The 24,861-nt window shown below is 63.1% G+C and carries 26 protein-coding genes and 1 tRNA gene; 19 read left to right on the forward strand and 8 right to left on the reverse strand.

Annotated elements, in window-relative coordinates; all coding sequences use genetic code 11:
• Positions 1-35 precede the first annotated feature (35 nt).
• From pcaF to ACR0NY_RS10175, 7 genes are read left to right on the forward strand one after another with little or no spacing between them, the layout of a single operon-like run.
• Positions 36-1,238, forward strand: a complete 1,203-nt coding sequence (pcaF, locus tag ACR0NY_RS10145; protein ID WP_170367803.1) for a 3-oxoadipyl-CoA thiolase — start codon at positions 36-38, stop codon at positions 1,236-1,238.
• 15 nt (positions 1,239-1,253) lie between these two features.
• The gene (paaA, locus tag ACR0NY_RS10150) at positions 1,254-2,246 is read left to right on the forward strand and encodes a 1,2-phenylacetyl-CoA epoxidase subunit PaaA (protein WP_170339747.1); all 993 of its coding nucleotides are present in this window, start codon (positions 1,254-1,256) and stop codon (positions 2,244-2,246) included.
• Between the two features lie 23 nt (positions 2,247-2,269).
• Positions 2,270-2,554: a 1,2-phenylacetyl-CoA epoxidase subunit PaaB gene (paaB, locus tag ACR0NY_RS10155; RefSeq protein ID WP_005978248.1), complete on the forward strand. Its 285-nt coding sequence runs from the start codon at positions 2,270-2,272 to the stop codon at positions 2,552-2,554.
• Complete coding sequence (paaC, locus tag ACR0NY_RS10160) at positions 2,554-3,315, forward strand: 1,2-phenylacetyl-CoA epoxidase subunit PaaC (protein WP_170367801.1); 762 nt, start codon at positions 2,554-2,556, stop codon at positions 3,313-3,315. The genes paaB and paaC overlap by 1 nt, the downstream gene beginning before the upstream one ends.
• A gap of 6 nt (positions 3,316-3,321) precedes the next feature.
• Positions 3,322-3,783, forward strand: a complete 462-nt coding sequence (paaD, locus tag ACR0NY_RS10165) for a 1,2-phenylacetyl-CoA epoxidase subunit PaaD (protein WP_170365046.1) — start codon at positions 3,322-3,324, stop codon at positions 3,781-3,783.
• A gap of 10 nt (positions 3,784-3,793) precedes the next feature.
• Complete coding sequence (locus ACR0NY_RS10170; protein WP_170367799.1) at positions 3,794-4,867, forward strand: 2Fe-2S iron-sulfur cluster-binding protein; 1,074 nt, start codon at positions 3,794-3,796, stop codon at positions 4,865-4,867.
• 13 nt (positions 4,868-4,880) lie between these two features.
• Positions 4,881-5,639 carry a Phenylacetic acid catabolic protein gene (locus tag ACR0NY_RS10175; RefSeq protein ID WP_170367797.1) on the forward strand — a complete coding sequence of 253 codons (759 nt, stop codon included), beginning with the start codon at positions 4,881-4,883 and terminating at the stop codon, positions 5,637-5,639.
• On the opposite strand, the gene ACR0NY_RS10180 is transcribed toward ACR0NY_RS10175, so the two are convergent.
• The 5 genes from ACR0NY_RS10180 to paaG all read right to left on the reverse strand — a co-directional run bounded on the left by ACR0NY_RS10180 (position 5,640) and on the right by paaG (position 9,069).
• On the reverse strand, positions 5,640-5,855 hold the full coding sequence (locus ACR0NY_RS10180) for a hypothetical protein (protein ID WP_170367796.1): 216 nt from the start codon (positions 5,853-5,855) through the stop codon (positions 5,640-5,642).
• 71 nt (positions 5,856-5,926) lie between these two features.
• On the reverse strand, positions 5,927-6,523 hold the full coding sequence (locus ACR0NY_RS10185) for a TetR/AcrR family transcriptional regulator (protein WP_170340282.1): 597 nt from the start codon (positions 6,521-6,523) through the stop codon (positions 5,927-5,929).
• A gap of 3 nt (positions 6,524-6,526) precedes the next feature.
• On the reverse strand, positions 6,527-7,837 hold the full coding sequence (paaK, locus tag ACR0NY_RS10190; RefSeq protein ID WP_170367795.1) for a phenylacetate--CoA ligase PaaK: 1,311 nt from the start codon (positions 7,835-7,837) through the stop codon (positions 6,527-6,529).
• Between the two features lie 15 nt (positions 7,838-7,852).
• Positions 7,853-8,281 carry a hydroxyphenylacetyl-CoA thioesterase PaaI gene (gene paaI / locus ACR0NY_RS10195; protein ID WP_170367793.1) on the reverse strand — a complete coding sequence of 143 codons (429 nt, stop codon included), beginning with the start codon at positions 8,279-8,281 and terminating at the stop codon, positions 7,853-7,855.
• 2 nt (positions 8,282-8,283) lie between these two features.
• A complete protein-coding gene (gene paaG, locus ACR0NY_RS10200; protein ID WP_170367791.1) occupies positions 8,284-9,069 on the reverse strand; it encodes a 2-(1,2-epoxy-1,2-dihydrophenyl)acetyl-CoA isomerase PaaG in 786 nt (261 codons plus the stop codon).
• Between the two features lie 166 nt (positions 9,070-9,235).
• Between paaG and ACR0NY_RS10205 the strand changes: the two genes are divergently transcribed.
• The 12 genes from ACR0NY_RS10205 to ACR0NY_RS10260 all read left to right on the forward strand — a co-directional run bounded on the left by ACR0NY_RS10205 (position 9,236) and on the right by ACR0NY_RS10260 (position 22,664).
• The gene (locus ACR0NY_RS10205) at positions 9,236-10,255 is read left to right on the forward strand and encodes a TRAP transporter substrate-binding protein (protein ID WP_170367789.1); all 1,020 of its coding nucleotides are present in this window, start codon (positions 9,236-9,238) and stop codon (positions 10,253-10,255) included.
• 56 nt (positions 10,256-10,311) lie between these two features.
• Positions 10,312-10,818 (forward strand): TRAP transporter small permease, encoded by a 507-nt coding sequence (locus tag ACR0NY_RS10210; RefSeq protein WP_170367787.1) that lies wholly within the window; start codon positions 10,312-10,314, stop codon positions 10,816-10,818.
• Positions 10,815-12,167, forward strand: coding sequence for a TRAP transporter large permease (locus tag ACR0NY_RS10215; RefSeq protein WP_170367785.1), 1,353 nt, complete (start codon positions 10,815-10,817; stop codon positions 12,165-12,167). Before ACR0NY_RS10210 ends, ACR0NY_RS10215 begins: the two co-directional genes overlap by 4 nt.
• 43 nt (positions 12,168-12,210) lie before the next feature.
• Positions 12,211-14,241, forward strand: coding sequence for a phenylacetic acid degradation bifunctional protein PaaZ (paaZ, locus tag ACR0NY_RS10220; protein ID WP_170367783.1), 2,031 nt, complete (start codon positions 12,211-12,213; stop codon positions 14,239-14,241).
• A 51-nt stretch (positions 14,242-14,292) separates the two neighbouring features.
• Positions 14,293-15,093, forward strand: a complete 801-nt coding sequence (locus tag ACR0NY_RS10225; RefSeq protein ID WP_170367781.1) for a PaaX family transcriptional regulator C-terminal domain-containing protein — start codon at positions 14,293-14,295, stop codon at positions 15,091-15,093.
• Positions 15,094-15,165: 72 nt separating this feature from the next.
• Complete coding sequence (locus ACR0NY_RS10230) at positions 15,166-16,647, forward strand: flavin-containing monooxygenase (protein ID WP_170367779.1); 1,482 nt, start codon at positions 15,166-15,168, stop codon at positions 16,645-16,647.
• Positions 16,644-17,618 (forward strand): alpha/beta fold hydrolase, encoded by a 975-nt coding sequence (locus ACR0NY_RS10235; protein ID WP_170367777.1) that lies wholly within the window; start codon positions 16,644-16,646, stop codon positions 17,616-17,618. Before ACR0NY_RS10230 ends, ACR0NY_RS10235 begins: the two co-directional genes overlap by 4 nt.
• 71 nt (positions 17,619-17,689) lie before the next feature.
• Positions 17,690-17,766, forward strand: a tRNA-Met gene (locus ACR0NY_RS10240).
• 235 nt (positions 17,767-18,001) lie between these two features.
• Positions 18,002-19,381, forward strand: coding sequence for an amidohydrolase family protein (locus tag ACR0NY_RS10245; RefSeq protein ID WP_170367775.1), 1,380 nt, complete (start codon positions 18,002-18,004; stop codon positions 19,379-19,381).
• 7 nt (positions 19,382-19,388) lie between these two features.
• A complete protein-coding gene (locus ACR0NY_RS10250; protein WP_170367773.1) occupies positions 19,389-20,192 on the forward strand; it encodes a DUF3299 domain-containing protein in 804 nt (267 codons plus the stop codon).
• Positions 20,189-21,370 carry a carbohydrate porin gene (locus ACR0NY_RS10255; RefSeq protein WP_170367771.1) on the forward strand — a complete coding sequence of 394 codons (1,182 nt, stop codon included), beginning with the start codon at positions 20,189-20,191 and terminating at the stop codon, positions 21,368-21,370. The genes ACR0NY_RS10250 and ACR0NY_RS10255 overlap by 4 nt, the downstream gene beginning before the upstream one ends.
• Positions 21,371-21,422: 52 nt before the next feature.
• On the forward strand, positions 21,423-22,664 hold the full coding sequence (locus tag ACR0NY_RS10260) for a dipeptidase (protein ID WP_170367769.1): 1,242 nt from the start codon (positions 21,423-21,425) through the stop codon (positions 22,662-22,664).
• On the opposite strand, the gene ACR0NY_RS10265 is transcribed toward ACR0NY_RS10260, so the two are convergent.
• Genes ACR0NY_RS10265 through comD form a run of 3 tightly spaced genes read right to left on the reverse strand, consistent with a single transcriptional unit; the run spans position 22,661 to position 24,830 of the window.
• Complete coding sequence (locus tag ACR0NY_RS10265) at positions 22,661-23,773, reverse strand: alpha-hydroxy acid oxidase (protein WP_170367767.1); 1,113 nt, start codon at positions 23,771-23,773, stop codon at positions 22,661-22,663. The two genes, ACR0NY_RS10260 and ACR0NY_RS10265, sit on opposite strands and share 4 nt — an antisense overlap.
• Positions 23,773-24,327 carry a sulfopyruvate decarboxylase subunit beta gene (gene comE, locus ACR0NY_RS10270; RefSeq protein ID WP_170339641.1) on the reverse strand — a complete coding sequence of 185 codons (555 nt, stop codon included), beginning with the start codon at positions 24,325-24,327 and terminating at the stop codon, positions 23,773-23,775. Before comE ends, ACR0NY_RS10265 begins: the two co-directional genes overlap by 1 nt.
• On the reverse strand, positions 24,324-24,830 hold the full coding sequence (gene comD / locus ACR0NY_RS10275; RefSeq protein ID WP_170339639.1) for a sulfopyruvate decarboxylase subunit alpha: 507 nt from the start codon (positions 24,828-24,830) through the stop codon (positions 24,324-24,326). The genes comE and comD overlap by 4 nt, the downstream gene beginning before the upstream one ends.
• Between the last annotated feature and the right edge of the window lie 31 nt (positions 24,831-24,861).

The raw sequence follows: 24,861 nt of genomic DNA on the forward strand, positions 1-24,861 counted from the left end.
ATTGACCCCGGACGCAAGACACGAGGTTCTGACGCATGGACGCATTCATCTGCGACGCACAGCGCACCCCGATCGGACGCTATGGCGGGGCCCTGTCCCAGGTTCGCACCGACGATCTGGCCGCGATCCCGCTGGTTGCGCTGAAAGAGCGGAACCCGCAAGTGGACTGGGCCAGCCTGGATGACGTGATCCTGGGCGATGCCAACCAGGCCGGCGAAAGCAACCGGAACGTGGCGCGCATGGCCGCCCTGCTGGCCGGCTTCCCGGTTCAAGTGCCCGGCACCACGATCAACCGCCTGTGCGCCAGCGGCATGGATGCGGTCGGCATGGCCGCTCGAGCCATCAAGGCGGGCGACTATGACATGGCGATTGCCGGTGGCGTCGAAAGCATGTCGCGCGCGCCCTTCGTGATGCCCAAGGCCGCCAGCGCCTTTTCCCGCGCCAACGCGGTCTATGACACCACGATCGGCTGGCGTTTCGTGAACCCGAAGATGCAGCAGATGTACGGCACGGATTCGATGCCGCAAACCGCCGACAACGTGGCCGAGGACTATGACATCAGCCGCGCCGATCAGGATGCCTTTGCAGCGCGCAGCCAGGCCCGCTGGGCGGCGGCGCATCAGACCGGGGTGTTCTCCGAGGAAATTACCCCCGTCACCATCCCCCAGCGCAAGGGCGACCCGCTGGTGGTGGACACCGACGAACATCCCCGCCCCGGCACCACGGCCGAAAAGCTGGCAGGCCTGAAGGGCGTCAACGGGCCGGACAAGACGGTGACGGCAGGCAATGCCTCGGGCGTCAATGACGGCGCCGCGGCCATTCTGCTGGCCAACGAAGCTGCCGCGCAGAAGAACGGCCTGACCCCGATGGCCCGTGTCGTGGGCATGGCGGTCGCGGGGGTCGAGCCTCGGGTCATGGGAATCGGCCCGGTCCCGGCCACCCGCAAAGTGCTGGCCCGCACGGGGCTGAGCATCGAGCAGATGGATGTGATAGAATTGAACGAAGCTTTCGCGGCCCAGGGTCTCGCCACCCTGCGTGAACTTGGCGTGGCCGATGATGCACCCCATGTGAATCCCAATGGTGGTGCCATCGCCATCGGCCATCCGCTGGGCATGTCCGGCGCGCGGCTGGTCATGACGGCGGCCTATCAGCTGCGCCGCACCGGCGGGCGCTATGCCTTGTGCACCATGTGCGTGGGCGTAGGCCAAGGCGCCGCGCTTATTCTCGAACGCGTGTAAGGGAGGAGACCCGACATGTACGCTCAGATGATCAAGACGGCAGGAACAGGCGTCAAATCCCGCGAGGAAATGACCGAGCAGGAACGCGCCTTTCAGGACAAGATCGACGCCGACATCAAGATCGAGCCCAAGGACTGGATGCCCGACGACTATCGCGCGACGCTGATCCGCCAGATCGGCCAGCACGCCCATTCCGAGATCGTCGGACAGCTGCCCGAAGGCAACTGGATCACCCGCGCGCCCACGCTGGAACGCAAGGCGATCCTGCTGGCCAAGGTGCAGGACGAGGCCGGGCATGGCCTGTACCTGTACTGCGCCGCCGAAACCCTGGGCGTCAGCCGCGACGAACTGACCGAGATGCTGCTGGACGGGCGGATGAAATACAGCTCGATCTTCAACTATCCCACGCTGAACTGGGCCGATATCGGCGCGGTGGGCTGGCTGGTCGACGGGGCGGCGATCATGAACCAGGTGCCGCTGCAGCGCACCTCGTTCGGGCCGTATTCGCGCGCGATGATCCGCATCTGCAAGGAAGAAAGCTTTCACCAGCGCCAGGGCTATGACGCGATCCGCAAGATGGCCGAGGGCACGCCTGAACAGCGCAAGATGGCGCAGGACGCGCTGAACCGGTTCTGGTACCCGTCGCTGATGATGTTCGGCCCGTCCGACAAGGACTCGGTGCATTCGGCCCAGTCGATGGCGTGGAAGATCAAGATCAACACCAATGACGAGCTGCGCCAGAAATTCGTGGATCAGACTGTGCCGCAGGCCGAGTATCTGGGCCTGACCATCCCTGACCCGGACCTGAAGTGGAACGAAGAGCGCGGGCATTACGATTTCACTCAGCCCGACTGGTCGGAATTCTTTGACGTGATCAAGGGCAACGGCCCCTGCAACACCGACCGCCTGGCCGCCCGCAACAAGGCCTGGGACGAGGGCAAATGGGTGCGTGACGGTCTGCTGGAACATGCCCGCAAGAAACGCGCCCGCAAGGTCGCAGCCGAATAACCCACCCGATAGGAGGACACCTGATGAAAAACGAATGGCCCCTGTGGGAAATCTTCATCCGCGGCCAGCACGGCATGAGCCACCGCCATGTCGGCTCGCTGCACGCGCCCGATGCCGAAATGGCGATCAAGAACGCCCGCGACGTCTATACCCGCCGCAACGAGGGCGTATCGATCTGGGTGGTCGAGGCCAACAACATCACCGCCAGTTCGCCCAGCGACAAGGGCCCGCTGTACGAGCCCAGCGAGAGCAAGGTCTATCGTCATCCGACCTTTTTCGACATCCCCGAAGAAGTGGGGGCGATGTGATGACCCGCGACGAGGCATTCCTGCAATTCCTGCTGCGGATGGGTGACAACACGCTGATCCTGGGCCATCGCGTCAGCGAGTGGTGCGGCCACGCGCCGGTTCTGGAGGAGGACATCGCGCTGGCCAACACCGCGCTGGACCTGATCGGCCAGACGCAGATGTGGCTGGGCCTGGCCGGAGAGGTTCAGGGCGAAGGCAAGTCCGCCGACGATCTGGCCTTTCTGCGCGACGCCTGGGATTTCCGCAACGTGCTGCTGGTTGAGGTGCCCAACGGTGATTTCGGCCGCACCCTGATGCGCCAGTTCCTGTTTGATGCGTGGCACTCGATCATGCTGGGCCGGCTGATGAAATCGTCCGACGACCGGGTCGCGGCGATTGCCGAGAAAGCCAGCAAAGAGGTCGCCTATCACCTGGAACGGTCCAGCGACACGGTTGTAGGCCTGGGCGACGGCACCGAGGAAAGCCACAGGCGCATGCAAGAGGCGCTGGATTACCTCTGGCCCTATGTGGGCGAGATGTTCGCCAGCGACGAGGTCGATGCCGAGATGGCCGCCGCGGGCATCGCCCCCGATCCGGCCAGCCTGCGCGAGGAATACGACGTGCTGGTTCAGCGCGTACTGACCGAAGCCACCCTGACCATTCCCGACAGCCGCTTTGCCCACAAGGGCGGCCGCGACGGGCGCATGCATACCGAACATCTGGGCCACCTGTTGACCCAGATGCAATGGCTGCAGCGGGCCTATCCGGGCGCAACCTGGTAAAGGCCGATGAACCGTGCAACCGTAGAGCAGGTCTGGGAATGGCTCGACGCCGTGCCCGACCCCGAGATCCCCGTGATCTCGGTCGTCGATCTGGGCATCGTGCGTGATGTGACATGGGAGGGCGACACGCTGAAGGTTGCCGTGACGCCCACCTATTCCGGCTGCCCGGCGACCTCGGTCATCGCGATGGACATCGAAACCGCCCTGCGCGACCACGGCATCGACAAGATCAAGCTGGAGACCCGCATCTCTCCGGCCTGGACGACCGATTGGCTCAGCGACAAGGGCCGAGCGAAGCTTGAGGAATACGGCATTGCACCGCCCCAGCCCGCAGGCGGACCCGACCGCTGCCCGCATTGCGGCAGCACGGCAGTTGAAAAGGTCAGCCAGTTCGGCTCGACCCCGTGCAAGGCGCATTGGCGCTGCACCGACTGCCTGGAACCCTTCGACTATTTTAAGTGCATCTGAGGAGGACCGGATGGCACGTTTTCACGATCTGGAAGTCACCGACATCCACAAGACCATCCGCGACGCGGTCGTGGTCACGCTGAAGCCGGTGAACGGCGCGGCCGAGGAATTCGACTTTGTCCAGGGCCAGTACCTGACCTTCCGCCGCGAATTTGACGGGGAAGAGCTGCGCCGATCCTACTCGATCTGCGCGGGCAAGGATGACGGCGTTCTGCAGGTGGGCATCAAGCGGGTCGAGGGCGGCGCCTTTTCGACCTGGGCCAATACCGAGCTGAAAGTGGGCGACAGGCTGCAGGCGATGCCGCCGATGGGGGCCTTCCACACGCCGCTGGATCCGGCCGCGCACCGGCAGTACCTGGGCTTTGCCGGCGGGTCGGGCATCACGCCGGTGCTGTCGATCCTCAAGACCACGCTGGCACGCGAACCGCATTCGCGCTTCACGCTGGTCTATGCCAACAAGGGTGTGAACACGATCATGTTCCGCGAAGAGTTGGAAGACCTGAAAAACCAGTACATGGGCCGACTGAACGTGATCCATATCCTGGAAACCGACGCGCAGGAGATCGACCTGTTCACCGGGCTGGTGACCAAGGAAAAATGCGCCGAACTTTTCCAGCATTGGATCGACGTCGAAAACACCGACACCGCCTTCATCTGCGGCCCCGAGCCGATGATGCTGGGCATTGCCGAGGCGCTGCGCGAACACGGGCTGGACGACAGCCAGATCAAGTTCGAGCTGTTCGCGAGCGCCCAACCGGGCCGCGCCAAACGCAAGCAGGGCGATACCGCCAGCGCCGCGCAGGCCAACCAGACCCAGGCGCGGGTCACGCTGGATGGCGCCACGCAGACCATCACCATGCCCAAGGACCAGACCATTCTGGACGCGGCGCTGGAAAACGCGATGGACGCCCCCTTTGCCTGCAAGGCCGGTGTCTGTTCGACCTGTCGCTGCAAGGTGATCGAAGGCGAGATCGAAATGGTCGCCAACCATGCGCTCGAGGATTACGAGGTCGAAAAAGGCTATGTGCTCAGCTGCCAGGCCTACCCGCTGACCGACAATGTCGTCGTCGATTACGACCAGTAAAGGGAGAGGGACCATGGCCGAAGACATGAGCATCGAAAGCTACCTGGCCGCAGGCGGCGTTCTGACCAACCCGACCAACGTGCCGCCCCGATACCGGGCCGAGCTGATGAAGCTGATGGCGACCTTCGTCGACAGCGAACTGGCCGGTGCGGCGGGCTTTGCCGACATCATCAACCAGGGTCCGGGCATCAAGGAACGCATCGCGGCGGCGAAGATCGTTCTGGAAAAGACCGACAATGCCGACCGCGTTCTGAAGATCATGGGCGAGTTCGGCGCGGATACCGACCGCTACGCCACGCATCACCCGTGGACCGCGCGGCTGGACCGTTCCGCCGATATCGGGGCCACGCGCAGCGAACATGACATGCGCCTTGCGGTCTTCAACTATCCGATCGAAGGCTGGACCGATGCGGTGGTGATGAACCTGCTGATGAGCCGGGCCGTGGGCGTGCAACTGGCCGAGTTCGCGCTGGTGTCCTATCAGCCGCTGGCCGAGGCGTTCCGCGCTATCGCCCCGATCGAGGCGCATCACGGTGAATTGGCCCTAGAAGGCGCGGTCAAGCTGTTGGAACAGGGCGCGGCGCCGGCGATGCAGGAATCGGTCGATTACTGGTGGCCCCGGGTGGCCGCAGGTTTCGGAGCGGGCAACCCCGAGCGGATGGAAAAGCTGCGCCAGATAGGCCTGCGCCGGGCCTCGGGGGTCGAACTGAAAAACCGCTGGCTGGCCGAGGCCGCCGAGGTCGTCACAAGGCTGGGCCTGCGCACCCCGTGATCACCGCCCGCTGGGGCGGCTGATCAGGCCGTATTTCAGGGCAAGCGATCGCAGGCCGCGACGCCGTGGCCTGGCCACCTTGCCCGTGCCCGCGTCACGCGCACCGGACTTGCGGTTGAATTCATAGACGTCGATGATGCGCTCGGCGCAGCCGCAGGCCTCGCCCATCCCGACCTTGGCGAAATAGAATTTGTCGAAACGTTCCGGGTTTTGCATGGCACCCTCCGACCGCAAGTAAACGCCGGGACACCCACAAAAGCCAAATCACAATGCCGGCAGGGCCGGAGCTACAGCGCCTTGACGCCCGACAGGGTCAGGTTGCTGACCAGCGCGGCATAGTCCCGGCGTGCCTGTGCATCGGCACCGGAATTCCACATGTAATACCAGTTCAGCATGCCGAAGACCGACATCGTGGCCGACCGCAGCTTTGCTCCGTCGCCCTGGAACACGTCGGGTGCGACCTCGGACAGGATCCCGCTGAGGAAATTCACCATGTCGCGCTGATATCCGCGCAACAGGCGCTGCTGATCCTCGGGCAGAGCCGACATGCCGCTGGTCTGGACCCGGTGTTCGTCATCCACACCCTGATAGGCCAGCAGGATCTCGGCCACCACGCGGTGCAGTTTTTCGGGCGGGCTGAGGCCGTCCATCTCGAGCCCGCAGATCAGGTCGCGCAGTTCCCGCAGATAGGTCTCGAGAATGTCGAACAGGATCGCGTCTTTGCTGTCGTAGTAGTGATAGATGTTGGCCTTCGAGATCCCGCATTCGCGCGCAAGCTGGGTCATCGAGGCGCGGTCGAAGCCTTCGCGGGCAAAGACCCGCGCCGCCGATTTCAGGATCTGGGCGCGTTTCTGGTCGTGATCTTTTGCAATCGTACGGGCCAAACCTCACTCCTTGTCTCGGTTGTCGACGACACGCTTGGCCTTGCCCTGGCTGCGCTCGACTTCGCCGGGGTCCCCTACAACGATCTCGGTGGAAACGCCAACGATGTCCTTGATCCGCTTGGTCAGCATCCGCGCGGCGGCGGTCTTGCTGAGTTCATCGGCCGCGTCGGGCATCGCCTCGACATAGACGCGCATCGCGTCCATGCGGCCGGATTTGTACAGCTCGATCTGGTAATGCGCGGCGATGCCGCCGGTGGCCATGACCTGCTCCTCGATCTGGCTGGGGAAGACGTTGACCCCGCGCAGGATGATCATGTCGTCGCTGCGGCCGGTGATCTTCTCCATCCGCCGCATCGAACGCGCGGTGCCCGGCAGCAGCCGCGTCAGGTCGCGGGTGCGGTAGCGGATCATCGGCAGGCCTTCCTTGGTCAGCGTGGTAAAGACCAACTCGCCCATTTCGCCGTCGGGCAGAACCTGGCCGGTCTGCGGGTCAATGATCTCGGGGTAGAAGTGATCCTCCCAGATGACCGGGCCATCTTTGGTTTCCACGCATTCGTTGGCGACGCCCGGCCCCATGATCTCGGACAGGCCGTAGATGTCGACGGCGTGCATGTCAAAGGCCTGCTCGACCTCTTTGCGCATCGCATCCGTCCAGGGTTCGGCCCCGAACACGCCCACCGACAGAGAGCTTTCGCGCGGGTCCATGCCGACCTTGTGATACTGCTCGAGGATGTTGAGCATGTAGGACGGCGTGACCATGATGCCGTCGGGTTTGAAATCGGTGATCAGGGCCACCTGTTTCTCGGTCTGACCACCGGACATGGGAACGACCGTGGCGCCCAGACGCTCGATTCCGTAATGCGCGCCCAGACCGCCCGTGAACAGGCCATAGCCGTAGGCGTTGTGGATCATGTCGCCCTTGCGCAGACCGCTGGCGCGCAGGCTGCGGGCCACCAGATCGGCCCAGTTGTCGATGTCGTTCCTGGTGTACCCCACCACGGTCGGCTTGCCCGTGGTGCCGGACGAGGCATGCAGGCGGATGATCTGTTCGCGCGGCACGGCAAACAGGCCGAACGGATAGTGGTCGCGCAGGTCATTCTTGTAGGTGAAGGGAAACTTGGCCAGATCGGTCAGGGTTTTCAGATCGTCGGGATGCACCCCGGCCTCGTCGAACCGCTGCTTGTACATCGGCACGTTCTCATAGGCATGGCGCAGCGACCATTTCAGGCGGTCCAACTGCAAGCTGCGGATTTCATCGATCGACGCAATCTCGATCGGGTCAAGATCCGCTTTGTTCGGGGTCAGATCCTTCATGATGTCCTCCTCACCTCAAGATTCTGGAAACAGGGTGCCGTTGATCGCGCGGGAAAAGCCCCGGAACTCGGCGATCTTGCGGCCGTCCTGGTTGGTCACTGTAACGTCATAGATGCCGCTGCGGCCGGTCAGGCTCTGCTCAGTCGCGCGGGCGGTCAGCCGGTCGCCCAGCCGGCCCGGCGCGACATAGCTGATCACGTTGTGCTGGGCCACGGTCGACTGGTTGCGGCTGTTGCAGGCAAAGGCAAAGGCGCTGTCGGCCAGCATGAAGGTCACGCCGCCATGGCAGATCCCGTGCCCGTTGCAATGGTGCTGCTGCACGGTCAGCGCCAGCGTCGCCGTGCCCTCGTCGACCTCGATCAGTTCCATCCCCACCCATTTCGAGGCATGGTCCTGCGCCCACATCGCGGCGGCGGCTTTTTCGGCGCGTTCTTTCGGCGTCATGCTCATTTGCCCCGAAACTCCGGGCTGCGCTTTTCCAGAAAGGCTGCGACACCCTCGGCATAGTCAGCGGATTCACCGCAGGTCTTCATGGCGTCGGCCTCGATCTCCAGATGATCGGTCAGGCTGTTGGTCGCGGCGGCCTGGATGGTCTGCTTGGTCAGGCCGAGGCCCAGCGTGGGGCCGTTCGACAGGCGTTCGGCCAGCGCGCGCGCCTCGGTCATCAGATCGGCATCGGGCAGGGCTTTCCAGATCAGGCCCCAGTCTTCAGCCGCTTTCGCCGCCAAGGGCTCGCCGGTCAGCGCCAGCCCCTTGGCACGCGCCTCGCCCAGAAGATGCGGCAGGTGCCAGCTGCCTCCGGTATCGGGGATCAGCCCGACCTTGGCGAAAGATTGGATGAATTTCGCGGACTCGGCGGCCAGCACGATATCGCAGGCCAGCGCCAGATTGGCGCCCGCGCCTGCGGCCACGCCGTTGACCGCGCAGATCACCGGAAAGTTCAGCGACCGGATCAACCGCACCAGCGGCGCATAGAAGGTGCGCACCGTGTGGCCCAGATCCGGTGGGCCGTCCATTTTCGACGGATCGCGATCAGCCAGATCCTGCCCCGCGCAGAACCCGCGCCCGGCTCCGGTCAGCAGGATCGCCCGCGCGCCCTCATCGCGCGCGCCTTCGATGGCGCGGCGCAGGGCGTGGTGCATTTCCTCGGTGAAACTGTTCAGGCGATCAGGGCGGTTGAGAGTGATTTCCACATAATTTCCACGCCGCTGCGCAAGAATCGTATCGCTCATGGGCCGCTCGCTTTGCATTCGTTTCGATATTCTTCTTGCATTAACCGAACGGTTGGTCAATAAATTTCTCCGACGAAGCGCCGAATCCGGGCTTTCGGCCGGTTGATGGTTACAAAAAGGACCATTAACGCATTTATGACTCATGTTTTGGAGGAGGAAACCAGTCATGAAACTCAACGGGATCAAAACGCTGTTGGCGACGGCTGCCTTGGCAGTGTCGGGCAGCGTGGCATTTGCGGCGGATTACACCCTGACGATTTCCAGCTGGGCGCCGCCCACCCACGGGATCAACGCCAAGATGTGGCCCAAATTCGTCGAGATGGTCGAAGAGGCCACCGACGGCAAGGTGACCGCCGAGCTGAAGCTGGGCATCGCCCCGCCCCCGGCCCAGATGGACCTGATCATGGATGGTGCGGCGGATGCGTCGATCATCTTCCACGGCTATCAGCCGGGCCGCTTCGTGACGACCAAGCTGATCGAGCTGCCGGGCTATGAAGGCTCGGCCGAGGCCGCCTCGGTTGCTTATTGGCGCGCCTATGACAAGTATCTGAAGGCCGCCGACGAACATCGCGGCGTCAAGGTCATCGCCCTGCACACCCACGGCCCGGCCCAGCTGCACACTAGCAGCCCGGTGACCTCGATGGACCAAATCTCGGGCCTCAAGGTGCGGATCCCCGGTGGCGTCGGTGGCGACGTGGGCACCGCGCTGGGTGCGACCGGCATCCAGGTTCCGGCGCCGAAGGTCTATGAGACGCTGGCCTCGAAGGCCGCCGACGGCGTGGTCATGCCCCTCGAATCGCGCAAGGGCTTCAAGCTGACCGAGGTTGCCCCGAACGTCTATGAGATGCCGGGCGGCCTGTATCGCGGGTCGTTTGCCTTCATCATGAACGAAGACACGTTTGCCGACCTGCCGGAAGACATCCAGCAAGCGCTGGAGGAAAACGTGTTCGGCGAACCGCTGAGCCGCGAAATCGGCAAGATCTGGGACGAGATTGACACCATCGGCCGTGAAGCGACCCAAAGCACCGAAGGCAATGCGATCCACGAAGCCGCTGCCGAGGACATGGAGAAATTCTCGACGATCGCCGAGGACGTGCGCGCCAAGGTTATTGCCGAAGTCAACGAAGCCGGCGTCGATGCGCAAGCCGCCTACGACATGATCAAGTCGGAAATGTCCTCGAACTGATCCCTGATGCGGGGCGGCACAGGCCGCCCCCACCCAGCCCCATTCGGAGCCACCCGATGACCCCTCTCATCCAGCTTGTACGGCGCGCCAGCGTCCTGCCGGTGATCGTCGCCTGCACGGCCCTGTTCATCCTGATGGTGATGACCTTCTGCGACGTGATCCTGCGGTCGGCCTTCAACGCGCCGATCGAGGCCGCCACTGAACTGACGCGCATCCTGATGGCGATTCTGGTGTTCTCGGTGCTGCCCATCATCTCGGTCACCAACGGGCATATCGCCGTGGACCTGACCGACGGTATCTTTCACCGCCTGCGCCTCAGCCGCCTGCGTGACGCGGTGATCTATATCCTCAGCGGCGCCATGCTATATTGGCCGGTCCAGCGCGTGTGGATTCTGGCCGAACGCGCCCGCGACTATGGTGATGTCACCGAATACCTCAGCATCCCGACATACCTCGTCGGCTGGTTCATCACTGCGTCGGTGGCGATCACCGCCGTGGTGATGATCATCACCGGACTGCTGCACCTGTTTGCCCCCAAGACCCTGACGGAATCCACTCAATGACCGCTGCCCTCATCGGATTTGCCCTTGTCCTGATCCTGGTGCTGATGCGCCTGCCCATCGTCTTTGCCATGGGGCTGGTCGGCACGTTGGGCTTTGCCTATGAACGCGGCGGCTCGATCTTTGACGAGCGCGGGCTGAAGGCCGCGATGTCGATGGTTGGCCGCCAGATCACCGATACCGCGCAGGATTACGGCCTGTCGGTCGTGCCGCTGTTCATCCTGATGGGCCTGTTCGTCAACAAGGGCGGCATGGCGCGCGAGCTTTATGCCGTTTCCAACGCCTTTCTGGGCCATATGCGCGGCGGTATCGCCATGGCGACCGTCGCGGCCTGCGGCGGGTTTTCGGCCATCTGCGGATCGTCGCTGGCCACCGCCGCGACCATGTCCAAGGTGGCGATGCCGCAGATGCGCCGTTATGGGTATTCCGACGAACTGTCGACCGCCTCGATCGCGGCCGGCGGCACGCTGGGCATCCTGATCCCGCCCTCTGTCATCCTGGTCATCTACGGGCTGCTGACCGAAACCTCGATCGGCAAGCTGTTCATGGCCGGCATCATCCCCGGCATTCTGGGCATCCTGTTCTACCTTTTTGCGGTGCGCTGGACCGTGTGGCGCAACCCGGAGGCCGGCCCGGCCGGTGAACGCGCCAGCTGGGGCGAGCGCATCAGCGCGCTGGGGTCCGTTTGGGCGGTGCTGCTGCTGTTCTTCCTGGTGATCGGCGGGCTGTATGGCGTGTTCGATTTCGAACCACTGAACCTGACCTTTTCGCCGACCGAGGCCGCAGGCATGGGCGCCGCCGGGGCTTTTCTGATCGCGCTGTTCCGCGGCGGGCTGACCGTGGGATCGACCTTTGAGGTGCTGAAGGAAACCTGCTTTACGGCCGCCGCGCTGTTCGCGGTGCTGATCGGCGCGCAGATCTTTTCGAATTTCATCAACCTGGCCGGCCTGCCCGAGGCGCTGATCGCCATGGTCACTGCCTATGACGTGGCACCCTTCGTTGTGATCCTGATGATCCTCGGTATCTACATCATCCTAGGCTGCGTATTCGAATCCCTGTCGATGCTGCTGCTGACGGTTCCGATCTTCTTCCCGCTGGTGACCTCGCTGGGCTATGACCCGATCTGGTTCGGCATCGTCGTGGTGGTGGTGACCGAGATTTCGCTGATCACCCCGCCGGTGGGCTTGAACGTGTTCATCCTGAAGGGCGTGGTGGGCGACGTCTCGACTGGCACGATCTTTCGCGGCGTGACCCCGTTCTGGGTGGCCGACATCTTCCGCCTGGCGCTGATCGTCCTAGTTCCCGTCATCGTTCTGTACCTGCCGCAACAGATGGGCGCGCTGGGTCACTGAGCTCATTTCGCCGCGCAAGGCGGCCCCAATACAGGAGCATCTCATGTCTCTGAAACAGATTTCCAGTTTCGCCGCGGGCCAGTGGGTTGCGCCCGGCGCCGGGGCCCGCACCATCGCCTCGGCCATCACCGGCGCGCCCTTCGCCACCGCCGGCAATGACACGCTGGACGTGCAGGCGATGCTGGCCCATGCCCGCGACGTGGGCGGGCCTGCCCTGCGCCGGCTGACTTTCCATGAACGCGCCAAGATGCTCAAGGCGCTGGCGCAGGCGCTGTCGGAACGCAAACAGGCGCTCTATGACCTGAGTTTTGAAACCGGCGCCACGCAGAAGGATCACCTGATCGACATCGATGGCGGTATCGGCACCATGTTTGTCTTTGCCTCGAAAGGGCGGCGCGAGATGCCCGACGGCCATGTCTATTTGGATGGCGATGTCGAGCAACTGTCGCGGAACGGCACCTTCCTGGGCCAGCATGTCTGCACCCCGCTGCAGGGTGTCGCGGTGCATATCAACGCCTTCAACTTCCCGGTCTGGGGGATGCTTGAGAAACTGGCCCCCACCCTGCTGGCCGGGGTTCCGGCGATCGTGAAACCGGCCACAAACAGCTGCTATGTCACCGAACTGGCCGTGCGGATCATGCTGGACAGCGGCATCCTGCCCGACGGCGCACTGCAGCTGGTCTCGGGCGGGCTGGGCGACATGCTGGATCACCTGACCTGTCAGGACGTGGTCAGCTTTACCGGATCGGCCGACACCGCGATGAAGCTGCGGCAGAACCCGGTGATCGTGACCAACTCGGTGCGGTTCGTGGCCGAGCAGGACAGCCTCAACGCGTCGATCCTTGGCCCCGACGCGGCACCCGACACGCCCGAATTTGACCTGTTCGTCAAGGAAGTCGTGCGCGAGATGACGACGAAGGCCGGGCAGAAATGCACCGCTATCCGCCGCATCATCGCTCCGCAGGCGCAGGTCCAGCCGCTGATCGCGGCGATCTCGGCCAAGCTGGCGCAGACCACGATCGGCGATCCGCGGCTGGACGGCACGCGCATGGGCGCGCTGGTCTCGAACGGGCAGAAGGCCGACGTTCTGGCCAAGGCCCGCCTCATCGGGCAAGAGGCCGAACGCGTGTTCGGCGACCCGGATGCCTTCGAGGTGGTCGGCGCCGATGCCGAAAAGGGCGCCTTCGTCCCGCCGATGCTGTTTCACTGCGCCGATCCCGACGCCGCCCGGCACGTGCATGACACCGAGGCGTTCGGCCCGGTCTCGACCATCATGGGCTATCGCGATCTGGACCACGCCATCGCGCTGGCCAATCGCGGCCAGGGGTCGCTGGTCACCTCGCTGATCACCCATGACCCCGAGGTCGCGCGTCAGCTGGTGATGGGTGCTGCCGCCTTCAACGGGCGGATCTACATCAACGACCGCGACTCGATGCAGGAATCCACCGGCCATGGCTCGCCTCTGCCGCACATGGTCCATGGCGGCCCCGGTCGCGCCGGCGGCGGCGAGGAAATGGGCGGCGTACGCGGCGTGAAACACTACATGCAGCGCACGGCCCTGCAGGGCTCGCCCCGGATGCTGGCGACGATCGGCCGGAAATGGATTCCCGGCGCGCCCGAGATCCAAGGCCCCGCGCATCCCTTCACCCGCAAGTTCACGGACCTGCAGATCGGCGAGACGCTGCACACGGCGCCCCGAACCATCACGCTGGACGACATCGAACACTTCGCCCATTTCACCGGCGACACATTCTATGCCCACATGGACGAGGACGCGGCGGCCAGAAACCCGTTCTTTCCGGGCCGGGTGGCGCATGGCTATCTGCTGCTGAGTTTTGCCGCCGGCCTGTTCGTCGAGCCGAACGAAGGGCCGGTGCTGGCCAATACCGGGCTGGACGGTCTGCGCTTCATGAAGCCGGTCGTGGCCGGCGACAGCATCAAGGTCCGGCTGACGGTCAAGCAAAAGACCCGCCGCACCGACGACTATGGCGAGGTGCGCTGGCATGTGACCCTGACCAATCAGGATGACGAGAAGGTCGCCGAATACGAACTGCTGACCATGAACGCCTACTGAGCGCAGAGCAAAGTGTTTTTCTTGCACCGTCGGGCCGGATAGACTGGGCGCATGACCAACGCCCATCCGTGGTTCACCCAGGCCGTGGCCGAACTGGCCGACCCGCAAAATCAGCGGGTCTGGTCGATCATCGTGTCGCTGTTCGGCGACATGGCGCAGGAGCGCGGCGCCAAGATATCGGGCGGGGCGCTGGGCCGCATCATCGAACCGATGGGCATCAAGCCCGAGGCGATCCGCGTCGCCCTGCACCGTCTGCGCAAGGATGGCTGGATCGAAAGCGACCGGGTCGGGCGCGTTTCGATGCATTTCCTGACCGAATATGGCCGCACGCAATCGGCCCGGGTCACGCCGCGCATCTATGCGCGTGACCCTGCGCCGGATACGCCGCTGCACCTGCTGATCGCCGAGGATGGCACTGGCACCCGGCTGCTGGAAGACATCCTGCTCAGCCACGATTACACGCCGATCGGCCGCAACGCCGCGTTGGGATCGGGGGCACCACCCGTGGACCAGGACGAGTTGCTGATCCTTGAGGTCACCGCCCGCTCGGTCCCGCAATGGGTGCATGAAAAGCTGTTTCCGCCCGAATTGCGGACGGCTTGCCGGTCCCTGCACGAGGCCGTACGCCACGTGTCCCAAGGCCGCCCGGCCAGTTGGGAGCCCACGCCCTGTCAGATCGCGACACTGCGCACGTTGATCGTGCATCGGTGGCGGCGCGTCGTTCTGCGTCTGCCCGACCTGCCCGACAGTTTCTGCCCGCCGGACTGGACCGGCCCGGCCTGTCGCGCGCAGGTGTTCCGCCTGCTGGACCAACTGCCGCGCCCCCTGCCCGAGGATCTGAACCAAGACTGACCCCACGGCAGGTTTTCCTGAAACGCGGTTTGACCCTATCCTGACCTTGTACCTTTGGGAGGAGGTGCAGGCATGACCCACGACATCGACATGCTGATTGTAGGGGCCGGGTTCTCGGGGCTGATCATGGCGATCGAAGCCCGCAAACGCGGCATCCACAACATCGCGATCCTTGAAAAAGCCGACGACATCGGCGGCACATGGCGAGAGAACACCTATCCCGGCGTGGCCTGCGATGTGCCCTCGCACCTGTATTCGATGGCCACCCATCCGAACCCGGACTGGACCCGAGCCTATGCAGGCGGGGCCGAAATCTGGGACTACATGCGCCGCGTTGCGCGTGACGAAGGGCTGTACGAACTGTGCCATTTCCACACCGAACTGAAGTCGGCCCGCTGGGACGGCACGCATTGGCAGGTCGAGACGACCGGCGGCGCGCAGTGGACGGCACGGTTCCTGGTGTCGGCCATCGGCGCCCTGCACATCCCCAGCATTCCCGAGATCCCGGGAGCAGCGGGCTTTCAGAGTCCGGCATTCCACTCGGCCCAATGGGACCACACGGTGCCGCTGCAGGGCAAACGCATAGCAGTTGTCGGCACCGGCGCGTCCGCCGTTCAGTTCGTGCCGGCAATCGCCAAAACCGCCGCCCATGTCACCATCTTCCAACGCAGCGCGCCTTACGTTCTGCCGCGTCCCGACGGGCCGATTGCGCCCTGGGTCCGGCACCTCTATCGCCGCATTCCGCTGCTGCCGCGCATCCGCAGGCAGTGCATCTATTGGCTGTTCGAATTCCGCCACCGCGTGTTTCGCGGCGAAAAACGCGCGGTCGACTTTGCCATGAAGATGTGGCGCAAAGGGCTGGAGGAGGCCATATCCGACCCCGAGATGCGCCGCATTCTGACACCGGACTACCGGATCGGCTGCAAGCGCGTCCTCAGCTCGAACGACTGGTACCCGGCACTGGCCCGCGACAATGTCAGCGTGATCCCGCATGGGGTCGAGCGGATCGAAGGATCCGAGATCATCGCGACCGACGGCAGTCGGACGTCGGCCGACATTCTGATCTGGGGCACCGGTTTCCATGTGACGGACGCGGTCCAAAGGCTGGACATCCGCGGCGCGGACGGGCTGAGCCTGCAAGACGCCTGGGCCGACGGCATGCAGGCCAATCTGGGCACCGCCATTGCCGGGTTTCCCAACTTTTTCTTCCTGCTGGGTCCGCATACCGGGTTGGGTCACAATTCGGTCGTTCTGATGATCGAAGCGCAAGTTGCCCATATCGGAAGGGTGCTGGAGGCGATGCGGCGCGCGGGTCTGCCCGCGATTGCTCCAAACGCTGACCGGCAGGCCGACTTCACCCGCGAAATGCAGGAGCGTCATGCCGACAGTGTGTGGCAGGCCGGCGGATGCACTTCGTGGTATCAGGACGCACAGGGGCGCAATACGACGCTGTGGCCCGGCACAGTTTCGGAATTCCGCAAACGTCTGGCGAAGGCCGGGCTCGAGCATTACCATCCCGTTGATCCCGCCCAGACCAAAGGACCTCCGACATGACCACCCTGCTGACCATTGCGCTGATCATCGGCGTCGCGTTGATCCTGATGCATCTGTGGACCCGGCGCCTGACGCGGATGGGAGTCCAATCCGTGCCTCAGCCCGGGCAGATCCTGCCGGTGAACGGCGGTACGATCCATTATGTCGAACAGGGCGATCCAGAGAAGCCGACGGTGGTGATGATCCACGGATTGACCGGCCAGTTGCAGCACTTCACCTATGCCATGACCGACCTTCTGGCCGACGACTTTCACGTCATCGCGGTTGACCGGCCTGGGTGCGGTTATTCGACCCGCGACCACGCGCGACTGGCTACCCCGCCGGAACAGGCGCGGATGATCCACGAATTCCTCGAAGCCAAGGGCGTATCGCAGGCCATTCTGGTCGGACACTCGCTCGGGGGCGCGGTGTCGCTCGCCATGGCGCTGGACAATCCTGAACGGGTTCGGGCACTGGCCCTGCTGGCTCCGCTGACGCATCGGGTACCCAGCACACCCGCCATCTTCAAGGCGCTGGAGATCCGAACCGAATGGCTGCGCAGCCTGATCGCCAACACAATCGCTGTTCCCCTGGCAAAAACCACGGCTCCGCATGTGATCGATGAGGCGTTTGCCCCGGAACCGGCCCCGAGTGATTTCCTGGACCGCGCCGGTGGCGCCTTGGGGCTGCGCCCGTCAGCCTATATCACCGGATCGCAGGATCTGGCGGGCGTGGATGCCAGCATCGACGCCCAGTCCCAGCGTTACCACGAACTGCAGGTTGGGGGTGGCATCCTGTACGGGGCCGAGGATCCGATCCTGTCACCCAGCCAGCAAGGCGCACCTATGGTGGACTACGGGCTGAGCTTTGAAGAGCTCGAGAACCGCGGCCACATGATCCCCCTGACGGCGCCCGAGGCCTGCGCAGAGTTCGTCCGCCGCATGGCCAGCGCTTCGCAATCGCCGTCGAAACCCGCCAACACGGCCGGATGAAGAATCCCGCATTTTCGTAGCATTTCCCTCTTGACCCTCTCCGGCCCCTCCCTTAAATCGCCTCTCACCGTGGCGGAGTAGCTCAGTTGGTTAGAGCAGCGGAATCATAATCCGCGTGTCGGGGGTTCAAGTCCCTCCTCCGCTACCACTTCCCTGAAATCCTCGAGTTTGGCCTTGGGCAGCGTCCTCTGAGCCAGTCGCCGTTGATATCGACTGCCGCCTATGCCCTCATGCCACCCGTCTGCATTTAGCGGTTTGCCCAAACGGGCTGTTTCCCCCTCCTCCAATTATCGACGCCGCAGGTTTGACTTTGGATGGCCGGCCCTATCATATTCAAATTTAGGATAATGATAGCCAAACAGGCACAAGCGGGAGGAACAGTGATGCAACGTCTATACCTTGGAGTGGTCTGTGCCCTCAGTTTCGCTTGGCCGGCGGCGGCCCAGGATGAAAAGCCAGCTCAAACACTGTTCACCAACGTGCATGTCTTCGACGGCACAAGCGAACAACGCATCGAAAACGCCAGTGTTCTGGTCGAAGGGAATCTGATCAAAACGGTTTCGACCGAAGCGATCGACGCCCCAGACGCCACGGTGATCGACGGCGAGGGGCGCACACTGACACCTGGGTTCATCGAGAACCACGCGCATCTCATGTTGATGGGGCCAAGTCTCAGCGCCATGGAAGCCAATTCGACATGGGAGGATTTCGGAATCCATGCCACAAGGATGGCCGAAATGTATCTGATGCAGGGTTTCACAACGGTCAGGGATGCAGGCGGGGCCAACGGTGGACTTCGCCGGGCTATCGACTCGGGTCAGATTCCAGGGCCACGCTATTATCCGTCGGGCGCTTTTCTAAGCACTCGTGGAGGCCACGCCGACTTTGGCAACTTCACTGCACCTCCGGGGACGGACACCAATTTCAGCCGCCTGAACATGGCACAGGAAATCAGCGGCGTTGACGACGTTTACAAATTCGGACGCAACAACTTCCGGATGGGCGCGACCCAGCTCAAATTCATGCAATCGGGCGGTGTCGTTTCGGCCTTCGACCCTTGGCAGTTGCTGGCCGGATCGCCAGAAGAGATCAAAGCCGCCGTGCAGGTCGCGAATGAATATGGTAGCTATGTCATGGCTCATTCCTATCGGAAGGAAGCAATTCTGGGTGCGCTCGACGCGGGAGTGATGTCCATCGAACACGGATTTTCGTTCGACTGCGAAATCGCTGAAAAGATGAACGAAATGGGCGCGTATATCACGACCAATCTAACAGCGTTCGATCCGGGCCTTCTAGATATACCGGCGGTCAAGAACCAACCATCGAGCCTTGCCAAGGCAATCTCGGCTTCGGCGACCTTCGAGAACTACATCCCGAACATGAAGGAATGCCCGGTCAAGCGCGGGTTCCAGACCGATTGCGTAGGCACAGTCGAAGCCTGCAACATCCAGATCGCGTATGAAAAACACCTGAACAACGAATTCTTCGGTCCCTATCAATCAATGGTCACACTGACCTCGATCGGAGGCGAGATCGCCCAGTTGTCCGGCGATTTCACCAATCCCTACACCGCCGGTAAGCTTGGAGTGATTGAGGAAGGCGCTTATGCAGACATTCTGCTGATCGACGGCAACCCGCTCGAAGATTTCTCGGTCGTGGGTACAGGTGACCAGTGGTTCGGTGCGGACCCGCGGCCTGACAGCCCCGAGACCATCCGCCTGATCATGAAGGATGGCGTGATCTACAAAAATACGCTCAACTAGGGCCATGATGAGGATTCGCGGACGGGACCGCCATGACAAGCCCGCTTTTCTGAACTCCGTCCGAACTCTGCTGATTGCGGCGACGCTCAGCTTGGGTGCGGGCGCGCCGTCCTGGGCTGGCCTCTCGGTTGGTTGGGACGATCTGCCCGACCCGACCGTTCAGACCTTCGAAGACCCCTATCGCGATCTCAGCCCCGAACAGTTCGACGACGTCCTGTTCGTCGTGCGACTGCGTGGCCGGCTGCAGCAGGATGTCGGAACGGACGAGGACCGCCAGAAGTGGCAGGAGCTTCTGCACGAGACCGAGGACGCGCTGGCCGCGGGCGGTGTCGACGTGGACTGGCTGTTGGGTCAACGCGAGGTCGTGAGCGAACGCAGGGAAAAAGCAGCCACGCTTGGCAACCCCTTGTATGACGGGCAAGAGGTCACGCTGTCCGGTTTCGCCGTTCCGGCTCCTGCGGACGCAGACGGGCGGTCCGTTGTCTATCTGGTGCCCGAACGGGGCATGTGCAGTCATATGCCGCCGCCGCCGCCGAACCAGATGATCCGTGTGATGCTGGATGCCGACTGGGTTCCCAGCTATGTCCACGAACCCGTCCGCCTGACGGGGCGTCTGACGATTTCGCCGACCGATCACCAGATGGTGGTGGTGGACGGGCTGATGCCGATGCGCGCCACATTCCAATTGGAGGCAGACAAGGTCGAGACGCTCCAGAACCGCACCGACGGGCTGGAGTGGAGCGAGGATGCGACAGATCTTCTTCGGGCCGCGGGGCGGCGCAAAACCGGTGGTCAGGCGGCCTCGGAATGATCCGGCAGATTGCGCTGGTGCTGGCGGCCTTTGTCTGGGCCTCGGGTGCGGTCGCTCAGGGATTGTCAGGTCCCTCGTCGGTGAATGCCGAGCTTGGACCCGGAGACGGCTTGACCGATCCGCAATTCCGGTCGGATTTTCCACGCAATATCGCGCCTGGATGGTTTGCCTGGAAGGATCGTCTGGCCGAAGACGGGTTCCGTTTCAACATTGACTATCTGGCCCTTGGGCAAACGACGGATGCCGATCTGGGCGCCGGAGAAGCCGCCAGCGGAATTGCCCGTTTCTATGGCAGCTGGCAGGCGACCGAACAGGGTTCGGTGACGTTCAAGGTCGAACACCGGCACAGCTTTACCGATGTCGCGCCACAGTTTCTGGGCCTGGACGGAGGCGCGCTTTCGATCACAGGAACCGCCTTTAACGACACGGGTTTGCTGCTGACGAACCTGTTCTGGTCACAGCGGGCCGCGGACGGGTCATGGACGCTGCAATTCGGTCAGATCGACGTGACCGACTTCGTCGACATCTATGGCCTTGTCAGTCCCTATAGCGGTTTCCAGAATCTGTCGTTCAACACCAACCCTACGATAAACGCCCCGAACCCCGGACTGGGTCTTGCCGGGGGCGTGCGGCTGGGCAGCAATTTCTATGCTGTGGCCAGTGTCGCTGACGCTAACGCCGATCCGTCCGATCCGAACTTCGACGTTTTCAGCGACGGCAACCTCTTCAAATCGCTCGAGCTGGGCTACACGTCGGGCTTCGATCGGATCTATTTCGACAACATCCATCTGACACTTTGGCACGCGGACGCAGCCGATGACGGAAGCCGGGCCGAAGATTATGGCGCGGCCTTCTCCGCCGCGTGGTTCGTGGGCAACCAATGGATGCCGTTCCTGCGCGCCGGCGCGGCAAAGGGAACGGCGGCGCTGTATGATCGGTCCCTGTCAGCCGGCATCGGGCACTACGGCCGGAACACCGATCTGGCTGGGCTGGGGCTGAACTGGGCCGAAGCCCGTGGCATCGACGGCGATCAGTTCACCCTCGAGGCTTTCTACCGTTTTTCGATTTCGCCCGGCCTGCAGATCACGCCGTCTGTGCAGTTCATCTCGAACCCACTGCTGAACCCCGGCCAGGACAACGTGGCCCTGTTCGGCCTGCGGACAAGGCTCGTGTTCTGACGCTGGCCGGGTCTGCCCGCTTGAGGCAATGCAACCCATGGAAGGACACTCGATGAAGCCACTGATGACTGCAGCCGCAACTGTCCTGGCAATCGCCGCCCCCCTTCACGCCAGCGAAGAAAGCAAGACCTGGGACGCATCGGACGAAGCCAGGCAGTTCGTGCAGGACACGATCGTACTGGGCATGCTGGCCAGCCCCTACGGAACCGGCTGGACCGAAGACGAGCAACTGCACACCTACTTCCAACGCGCCCGGGACAACGGCATCACCGGCCATGAAATGACATTGGCCGCCGCTGACATGTCGTTCGATGTGTTGCTTGAACAGCACTATCATTTCCGCGCAGCCATGGCGCAGCAGCCCGAGAATTATCTGATCGTGAATGAAACACGCGATATCGAGGCCGCGCATGCTCAGGGCAAGACGGCTGTGATCTGGAACAGCCAAACGGCAACGGTTCTGGATGGAGACCTCAAGAAGATGGCCATGCTCAAGGACATGGGCATCAAAAGCATGATCCTGGCGTACAACGACATTTTCCGAACCGGATCAGGGCAGTTGGCAGCTTACAACGGTCGGGACATCGGTCTGACCCCATGGGGCAAATCCGTGATCGATGAGATGGTGCGCTTTGGCATCCTGCTGGACCTTAGCCACACCGGGTCGAAAACGGCCAACGACGCGATGGACTACATGGATGAGAACTATCCCGGCGTGCCCTATGTCTACACCCACTCGGTTCCGGCGGGGCTCTACGCGAATGAGCCCAACGCCACGACCAAGGGCTGTTACCGAGCCATCCCGGACGACGAGGCACTGCGGGCAGCCAAGTCCGGAGGATACATATCGCCCACATTCACAGAATGGATGATGGACGGGGTATGGCCCGAAGATATCTCACCCAAACAAGCCGCCGATATGATCGACTATTATGTCCAACTTGTCGGCGTCGACCATGTCGGGATCGCGACGGACGACATGTTTTCAACCGAGCTTGTCGTTCAGTTCGCGACCGCGAATGCCAGCATGTATGACGACGGCGGCTACATGATTGATGCGTTCAACAAAGGCGCAACCGGGAATGGTGAATTGGCCAAGATCCTTGCCGCGATAACCGACGATCTATGGGCGCGGGGCTATTCAAACGAGGACCTCGCCAAAATCTACGGTGGCAACAAAATGCGCGTCTACGTCCAGGTCTGGGAGGGCAAGCCGCCCGAACGGTTTTTGCAGGAATACCCAGAACGCCTGCGGATGAGGCAGGAGTTCCAGAACCTGTTCCACTCGCGCTAGTCTCCGTCCGGTCGTTGAATCTCTGACAAGGTGCTGACACCGATCTGGGCCATGGCGATGTCCATCTCCTCGGACAGCACCGCCCACAACCTGTGCAAACCGGCCTCGCCGCCCGCCGCGATGGCGAACTGCAGGATCCGCCCGAAGAACAGGAAATCGGCGCCGGCCATCAGAGCCTTGAGCGCATCTTCTCCGGACCGCAGGCCGCTGTCGTAGAACAGCGGATAGTCGTCGCCGACCGCTGCGCGGATCTGCGGCAAGACCGAGATCGGTGCGGGTGCGCTTTCCAACTGGCGGGCGCCGTGGCTAGAGACCTGGATAGCGTCGACACCGGCCGCCTTCAGCGCAACCGCGTCTTCGACGTCCAGCACGCCCTTGACCACCAGCTTGCCCGGCCACCGGTCGCGCAACCTTGCCAGCGTGTCCCAATCGGCCTTTGCACGGCTTTCGGTGCGGTCGAACTCGAACCCCTCCATCAGGAAATTCGCCATCTGCGGTTTGCCCTTCAGCAAGGTCGAGATCGACCAGCGCGGATGCAGCGCGAAATCCAGAAACTGCCGCGGCCCGATCCGGAACGGCATGCGGAAGCCGCGGCGCAGTTCGCGCGGGCGGCGGCCAACTTCGGGCACGTCAACCGTCAGGATCAGGGTCTTGTAGCCCGCGGCCTTTGCCCGATCGACCAGCTTGAACGTGCCGCTGCCATCGCCGCTGAAATACAGCTGAAACCAGGCATGGCCCCGGGCCTCTTCGATCAGCGCCTCCATCGGTGTCGAGGCCACCGTGGAAACGCCCAGCGGCACCCCGTATTGCGCCGCCAGCCGCGCCAGCATCAGGTCGGCGCCCGGTGCGGACAGGTTGCACATGCCCATGGGCGCGATGCCGAAGGGCCTGTCGGCCGGTTGCCCGAACACGCGGGTTGCCAGTGACCGGCTACTGACATCGCGCAGGATCCGGGGCCACAGGGTCATCGCGTCCAGCGCCGCGCGGGTGCGCCGGGCCCCGGCCTCGGACCCGGCGGCCCCGTCGATATAGTCAAACACCATCCATGGCAGACGCCGCCGGGCCAGCCGGCGGGCGTCTTCGGCGCTGTGGATGGCGCTTGCGCCCATCAGGCCTGAACGGCCTTCATGAAGCGGTCGCGGATGACGACCGGGTCCATCGTGATCGGCGGCATCTTGGCGTTTCCGCTTTCACATTTGCTGACGATGATGGTCATCTGGCGGGCGTCCAGCGCCTCTTGCAGCACGCGGCCGGTCTCTTCGGCCCGGCATTCGATCACGCGCTCGCATCCCGCCGCCTCGGCCATCTTGGCCAGCGAGGTCTTCTGCCCCGCATAGGTCGGCTGATCGCCGGTCGAGCCGTAGGAGCCGTTGTCGATGATCAGCAGGATATAGTTGTCGGCCACGTTGTTGGCGATGGTCGGCAGCGTCCCCAGGTTGGTCAGGATCGAGCCGTCGCCGTCGATCACGATCACCGGTTTCGGCTGGGCCAGCGCCAGCCCCAAACCGATGCTCGAGGCCAGCCCCATCGTGCCCAGCATATAGAAATTGGTGGGCTGATCGTCGATGGCATGCAGTTCCTGGCTGGGGATGCCGATGTTGCACACCACCAGTTGGTCGCGCAGGATCGGGGCGATTTCCTTCAGGATTTCAGAACGGATCATTGGTCGCCATAGCCTCCCCAGAAATTGGCGTCGGTCAGGATCGCGACGGGCTTGTTGCACATGAAGGTGTATTTCAGGATCGCGTCCAGTTCGGCCACGTCTTCCTGATGATGGAAATGGTAGGTCGGAATGTGCATCTGCGCCAGCAGGGCCTTGGTGTGAACGGCCATCTCGACCTGGCAGGCGATGGGCTCGCGCAGTTCGCCCCGGTACGAGATCAGCATCGGCAGCGGCATTCGGTAATACTGAATCAGCGTCGCCAGCGTGTTGATCGTGACCCCGATCGCGGTGTTCTGCATGATGATCGCGGGGCGCTTGCCGCCCATCCAGGCCCCGGCGCACAGGCCCATGCCTTCGTCCTCTTTGTTCGAGGGGATGTGGTAGATGGAGTCGTGGGCGTCGATCTCGGCGATGACGCCGGCCAATTGCTTGCATGGCACCGTGGTGACGAACGAGATGTCGTTGGCCACCAGATCTTCGGTGATCTTCTTGTCTATGTTCATGTCGAAACTTCTGTTCCTGGGTTGGGGCGCC

This window comes from Ruegeria sp. BJ5, from assembly GCF_056537865.1.

Coding starts and splice junctions, on each gene's coding strand:
- ACR0NY_RS10265 (WP_170367767.1), bottom strand. CDS start 23,773: ATGGGCGCAAGCGCCATCCACAGCGCCGAAGACGCCCGCCGGCTGGCC.
- ACR0NY_RS10205 (WP_170367789.1), top strand. CDS start 9,236: ATGAAACTCAACGGGATCAAAACGCTGTTGGCGACGGCTGCCTTGGCA.
- ACR0NY_RS10235 (WP_170367777.1), top strand. CDS start 16,644: ATGACCACCCTGCTGACCATTGCGCTGATCATCGGCGTCGCGTTGATC.
- paaB (WP_005978248.1), top strand. CDS start 2,270: ATGAAAAACGAATGGCCCCTGTGGGAAATCTTCATCCGCGGCCAGCAC.
- ACR0NY_RS10245 (WP_170367775.1), top strand. CDS start 18,002: ATGCAACGTCTATACCTTGGAGTGGTCTGTGCCCTCAGTTTCGCTTGG.
- paaK (WP_170367795.1), bottom strand. CDS start 7,837: ATGAAGGATCTGACCCCGAACAAAGCGGATCTTGACCCGATCGAGATT.
- ACR0NY_RS10255 (WP_170367771.1), top strand. CDS start 20,189: ATGATCCGGCAGATTGCGCTGGTGCTGGCGGCCTTTGTCTGGGCCTCG.
- paaI (WP_170367793.1), bottom strand. CDS start 8,281: ATGACGCCGAAAGAACGCGCCGAAAAAGCCGCCGCCGCGATGTGGGCG.
- paaZ (WP_170367783.1), top strand. CDS start 12,211: ATGTCTCTGAAACAGATTTCCAGTTTCGCCGCGGGCCAGTGGGTTGCG.
- pcaF (WP_170367803.1), top strand. CDS start 36: ATGGACGCATTCATCTGCGACGCACAGCGCACCCCGATCGGACGCTAT.
- ACR0NY_RS10230 (WP_170367779.1), top strand. CDS start 15,166: ATGACCCACGACATCGACATGCTGATTGTAGGGGCCGGGTTCTCGGGG.
- comD (WP_170339639.1), bottom strand. CDS start 24,830: ATGAACATAGACAAGAAGATCACCGAAGATCTGGTGGCCAACGACATC.
- ACR0NY_RS10175 (WP_170367797.1), top strand. CDS start 4,881: ATGGCCGAAGACATGAGCATCGAAAGCTACCTGGCCGCAGGCGGCGTT.
- ACR0NY_RS10260 (WP_170367769.1), top strand. CDS start 21,423: ATGAAGCCACTGATGACTGCAGCCGCAACTGTCCTGGCAATCGCCGCC.
- ACR0NY_RS10180 (WP_170367796.1), bottom strand. CDS start 5,855: ATGCAAAACCCGGAACGTTTCGACAAATTCTATTTCGCCAAGGTCGGG.
- ACR0NY_RS10215 (WP_170367785.1), top strand. CDS start 10,815: ATGACCGCTGCCCTCATCGGATTTGCCCTTGTCCTGATCCTGGTGCTG.
- comE (WP_170339641.1), bottom strand. CDS start 24,327: ATGATCCGTTCTGAAATCCTGAAGGAAATCGCCCCGATCCTGCGCGAC.
- paaG (WP_170367791.1), bottom strand. CDS start 9,069: ATGAGCGATACGATTCTTGCGCAGCGGCGTGGAAATTATGTGGAAATC.
- ACR0NY_RS10170 (WP_170367799.1), top strand. CDS start 3,794: ATGGCACGTTTTCACGATCTGGAAGTCACCGACATCCACAAGACCATC.
- ACR0NY_RS10210 (WP_170367787.1), top strand. CDS start 10,312: ATGACCCCTCTCATCCAGCTTGTACGGCGCGCCAGCGTCCTGCCGGTG.
- paaD (WP_170365046.1), top strand. CDS start 3,322: ATGAACCGTGCAACCGTAGAGCAGGTCTGGGAATGGCTCGACGCCGTG.
- ACR0NY_RS10225 (WP_170367781.1), top strand. CDS start 14,293: ATGACCAACGCCCATCCGTGGTTCACCCAGGCCGTGGCCGAACTGGCC.
- paaC (WP_170367801.1), top strand. CDS start 2,554: ATGACCCGCGACGAGGCATTCCTGCAATTCCTGCTGCGGATGGGTGAC.
- paaA (WP_170339747.1), top strand. CDS start 1,254: ATGTACGCTCAGATGATCAAGACGGCAGGAACAGGCGTCAAATCCCGC.
- ACR0NY_RS10250 (WP_170367773.1), top strand. CDS start 19,389: ATGAGGATTCGCGGACGGGACCGCCATGACAAGCCCGCTTTTCTGAAC.